Below are 1,202 nucleotides of genomic sequence, written 5' to 3'. Positions count from 1 at the left end.
GCCGAGGTGCTTGGAGCCCATGACGTCGTAGGCGCCGCCGTAGGCCTTGCGGGTGATGATGGTGACCAGGGGGACGGTGGCTTCGGCGTAGGCGTAGATGAGCTTGGCGCCGCGGCGGATGATGCCGTTCCATTCCTGGTCGGTGCCGGGCAGGAAGCCGGGGACGTCGACGAAGGTCAGGACGGGGATGTTGAAGGCGTCGCAGAACCGGACGAACCGGGCGGCCTTCTCGCTCGCGTCGATGTCGAGGGTGCCGGCGAACTGCATCGGCTGGTTGGCCACGATCCCGACGGGGCGGCCCTCGACGCGGCCGTAGCCGACGATGATGTTGGGGGCGAAGAGGGCTTGGACCTCGAGGAAGTCGGCGTCGTCGACGATGGTGGTGATGACGTCGTGCATGTCGTAGGGCTGGTTGGGGGAGTCGGGGATCAGCACGTCGAGCGCGAGGTCCTGCGCCGACGGCTGGAGGTCGGCGGGCTCATCGAAGGTGGGGGGTTCGTCGAGGTTGTTCTGGGGCAGGAACGCCAGCAGGGCCTTGACGTAGTCGAGGGCGTCGTCCTCGTCGGTGGCCATGTAGTGGGCGTTGCCGGACTTGGTGTTGTGGGTGCGGGCGCCGCCGAGGTCTTCCATGGTGACGTCTTCGCCGGTGACGGTCTTGATGACGTCGGGTCCGGTGATGAACATGGCGGAGGTCTGGTCGACCATGATGGTGAAGTCGGTGACGGCGGGGGAGTAGACGTGTCCGCCGGCGCAGTTGCCCATGATGAGGGAGATCTGGGGGATCACGCCGGAGGCGTGGACGTTGCGCTTGAAGATCTCGCCGTACAGGCCGAGGGACACGACGCCTTCTTGGATGCGGGCGCCGGCGCCTTCGTTGATGCCGATGATGGGGCAGCCGGACTTGATGGCCAGGTCCATGACCTTGGTGATCTTCTCGCCGTAGACCTCGCCGAGGGAGCCGCCGAAGACGGTGAAGTCCTGGGAGAACACGCAGACCTGGCGGCCGTCGATGGTGCCGTAGCCGGTGATCACGCCGTCGCCGTAGGGGCGGGTCGCCTCGAGGCCGAAGGCGGTGGAGCGGTGGCGGGCGAACTCGTCGAGCTCGACGAAGGAGCCTTCGTCGAAGAGCAGCTCGATGCGTTCGCGGGCGGTCTTGCGGCCCTTGGCGTGCTGCTTCTCCTGGGCCTTCGCGGCGGGAGCGT

General features: G+C 67.1%; 1 protein-coding gene. It reads right to left on the bottom strand.

What is annotated here, in order from left to right; genetic code table 11:
* Positions 1–1,202 (bottom strand): acyl-CoA carboxylase subunit beta (locus AB4880_RS26070; RefSeq protein WP_367922146.1); only part of this gene is annotated, 1,202 nt, incomplete at both ends.

Source organism: Nocardioides ginsengisoli (assembly GCF_039537225.1).
Lineage (GTDB): Bacteria > Actinomycetota > Actinomycetes > Propionibacteriales > Nocardioidaceae > Nocardioides > Nocardioides ginsengisoli.
Note: the sequence above shows the minus strand (reverse complement) of the source record. Positions and strands in the feature narration are given on the sequence as shown.